Raw genomic sequence first — 3168 nt, 5'->3', positions numbered from 1 at the left:
CCCCGTCAGAACCTCAACCTGCCTTAACTTCGTGACAATCTCTTCCGGCTTCGGTCGCTTGTTGGCCATGTGTTTCCTCCGTTTTCCTAAACATAGCGGAGGACCACTTCAGTGGGGGAGGATCAGGCGGCGCGTTTCGCTAGGTCCGCTTTCTTGAGTGACAGTAGGTCGTCGAAGCTTTTGGTGGTTGGGTGTTCAGCAAGAGCCACAATGGATGTGACACTCGGTGTGCCTATACTCCCGTTGTAAGTCTTTTCGATGATTAAGGTGCCCGCCGGGCTAGTTAGGTGTTCAGCTGTAAGAGTGGTTGGGTAATCTGTATCAACAATGAGCTGTTCGGGAAGTTGATCGAACTCGCACGTTATGCGCATTTCTTTTGGATTGCCCAATTTGCTCGCGTCATCCTTGTCTGGCTTAGCTGCCCCAAAAAAGATCGCCAACGCGTCCATTAAGGACGATTTTCCTACGTCATTCCTTCCCACCAACGCCGTCAGATCATCAAATCGAACCGAAATGGGTTCAGCGTAGCAACGGAAGTTCTGAACAGTTAAACCAATAAGTCGCATAGTATACTCCAAGATATTCCTAAAAGTTGCACCGGTGGAGACCATGCAGTCAACGGGACTTGATCGTGCGAATGAAAAATTCACCTGTAGATTTTTGGTGAAACGGAACTAGGCACTAGGGTCGTTGCTGCGTAAGCGGCTTCGTCCATCCGCCATTGTCTCATAACAGATCTCTGAATTGCTCCAACTCGGCTGCTGTTGCTACCAAGCCCTGCTGGGTGAGGATGGCGAGGTAGTCTTCGGCTGAGTATTGCGGGTTCTTCAGGCGCGCGCGGACCTTGCGAAGAGCTGAACAGAACAGGCCCGGTGCAAGTGCGAGGTGGTTGCTGAGGAAGTCGTCCGGGTGCAGTGTTTCGATACCGTACGGTTCAAGGGCGTTCTCGGGGAAATCCTTCAGGTTCTGCGTCACGATTACATCGCATCGGCCGACGATGGCTGCCGCAAGGACATGCCGATCATTGGGGTCAGGGAGCTCGAGCGAAGGGATCAGAGCGTAGTAACCCGTAACCAGGCAATCCCGTGTCGCCTGGTTCATCAGATCACGTGTTCGTTCGAGTGCTCCGCGGTCTCTGTGCGGCTCGTTGCGCATCAGAGCATCGATCCACTCGTGGTGAATGTCTTCCGACCATTTGGCCTTGAAGATATCGGTCACGGCGAGCTGCATGAACACGTCACGCATCGGTGCCGGATAGAGAACGTTGGCGTCGAGAAGCGCCGTATAGTGGCTCATGGTTTGCCGTAACCCATATCCTGCTCTTGCGCTTCAGTGGCCAGCTGGTCGAGCACGCTTTCCCGTTCGGCATCGATGGAGGCCTTGTAGGTCATTACATCTTCCATCCGGATCCGGCGGTGCTTTCCCACCTTGCGGTGCGGGATTTTCTGCTCATCCAGAAGCTTGATCAGAAACGGGCGGGAGACATTCAACACATCTGCGGCCTGAACCGTGGTCAGCTCGGCATTCTCGGGAATGATCGTGACCCCCTGCCCCGCTGCCATGGCTTCCAGAATATCCATGAGAAGCGCGACGGCGCCTGCCGGCAGTTCAATCGGTTCGGCCTGCTCCCCATCGGTAACGCGCAGCTTGAGAGGCGCCTTGCTCCGTGCATAGCGCGACAGGAGCTGCCCGGATGCGCGTGCGATTGCGGCCTCCTGGGCGCTCGGGGGCAATTGCCGGTGAGCCATCATGTTCATCGGTGTTCTCCTTTGCTGCGAACCTTAATATAGGTCTAAACGCAATAAATGCAACAAATGAATTAAGTGTAGTTCGTGCGTTGTGTGATGAATCTGGTTGTTTGGAATGATTGGTTTGGCACGCCAGCGCTCTGGCGCTGACCAGGCTCTTGGCTGCGCCCGGAGCCGCCAAGTGGCGTCTCCGCCAATTCTGGATACGATCCTTCGTGCATGTCTCAGATGAAATCGCGGGCGAGACCGCGATCGCTTGAGTCAGAGGTCAGCCGGGTCTCCGCTCCGCTCTGACCCGGCTGGCAGGTTTCCAATGAAGAATTCCGCCTGCCATCCGGCCGGCGCCCCGAACAGGGGCTCTGGTGTCGCTTGCCGCGCCAGCCTCCGCGGAGAAATCCGGTTCCTCCCACGCGGGTGCGCGGGTCCCTCCCGATTTCACCGCTCCGGCCCCCTGTGTCGGGTCCCCGTCCGGCCGCAGGACGGGCTATCGCCCTCACCTGCTCTGCCCAGCCGAAAAGCACGGGGGCTTTTCGGACTGACAGATCAGTCGAGGCCTCCGCTACTGGCGGAAGCGGGCCAAGTTCAAACGGTCGGAGAAAACGAGCACCGCGCCGCTCTAACCACGAAAGGAGCAGGCCATGGGCCTTGATCAATACGCATATGTCAAAACACCCGAGAGCGGCGATGAGGGCGAAAGCCCGAAATTCGTCTGGCGCAAGCATTCCAAGCTACAGACCTTCATGGAGGGACTCTACACCGAGAAGACCGGGCTTTCCGTCTCAGATCTGAATTGTGGTGAGTTGAAACTGGAATCCACCGACATCGACACGCTGGAACAGGCGGTGAAGGGAAGCGCCCTGCCCCATTGCGACGGCGGGTTCTTTTATGGGCATCAGTTCCAAGACGAAGTGGCGGCTGAGTCCCGCGATTACGATCTCGAGTTCTGCGCATGGGCGCGGGCTGAGATCGCGCAGGGATCGACCGTGATCTATTCCTGCTGGTGGTGATGCCATCAGGGCCGGAGCCTCAAGCGGCCCGGCCCCCTCCCCTACCCCGTCAACAAATCGGCCGCCGAGCGCCTGAGCGGCGCTCCGAGCGGGCCTGACATCCATCCGAAAGGACTATCCAATGACCAAGCAGCAGACCATCCAAGCAGACACAACCAGCGCCGCGATCCTGCAAATCCCCTTGGAGATGCTCTACATCTCCGATCTGAACCCGCGCAAAGCGGTGTCCGAGGCACATAGGGGTCTGATGCCGTAGAGTGCAGAATCCTACGCTAAGCTTCGAGAACTCGTTTTCCGAGATCGCATAGATTGCCGTTGGAAACGACATGCCGGTAGAGTGTGACCGGTTTGATCCCCAGTTCCTCACAGAGTTCAAAAACATGGCGCATCGTACTATCCTCACCGAGCGTCAG

The 3168-nt window shown here is 57.1% G+C and carries 5 protein-coding genes; 2 read left to right on the top strand and 3 right to left on the bottom strand.

Annotated features, from left to right (window positions below; all coding sequences use genetic code 11):
- Positions 1-122: 122 nt before the first annotated feature.
- The 3 genes from MK745_RS19610 to MK745_RS19600 all read right to left on the bottom strand — a co-directional run bounded on the left by MK745_RS19610 (position 123) and on the right by MK745_RS19600 (position 1757).
- Positions 123-566 (bottom strand): AAA family ATPase, encoded by a 444-nt coding sequence (locus tag MK745_RS19610; protein WP_243614856.1) that lies wholly within the window; start codon positions 564-566, stop codon positions 123-125.
- Positions 567-726: 160 nt separating this feature from the next.
- Positions 727-1296, bottom strand: a complete 570-nt coding sequence (locus MK745_RS19605) for a PIN domain-containing protein (protein ID WP_243614855.1) — start codon at positions 1294-1296, stop codon at positions 727-729.
- Positions 1293-1757: an excisionase family DNA-binding protein gene (locus tag MK745_RS19600; RefSeq protein ID WP_243614854.1), complete on the bottom strand. Its 465-nt coding sequence runs from the start codon at positions 1755-1757 to the stop codon at positions 1293-1295. Before MK745_RS19600 ends, MK745_RS19605 begins: the two co-directional genes overlap by 4 nt.
- 629 nt (positions 1758-2386) lie before the next feature.
- On the opposite strand from MK745_RS19600, the gene MK745_RS19595 reads away from it, so the two are divergent.
- The gene (locus MK745_RS19595) at positions 2387-2755 is read left to right on the top strand and encodes a phosphoglycerate kinase (protein WP_243614853.1); all 369 of its coding nucleotides are present in this window, start codon (positions 2387-2389) and stop codon (positions 2753-2755) included.
- 121 nt (positions 2756-2876) lie between these two features.
- On the top strand, positions 2877-3011 hold the full coding sequence (locus MK745_RS19815; protein WP_279391868.1) for a hypothetical protein: 135 nt from the start codon (positions 2877-2879) through the stop codon (positions 3009-3011).
- Positions 3012-3168 lie beyond the last annotated feature (157 nt).

Origin of the sequence: Shimia aestuarii (assembly GCF_022814865.1) — a bacterium.
GTDB classification, from domain to species: domain Bacteria; phylum Pseudomonadota; class Alphaproteobacteria; order Rhodobacterales; family Rhodobacteraceae; genus Shimia; species Shimia aestuarii_A.
This window is presented reverse-complemented; position numbering and strand designations above follow the sequence as displayed.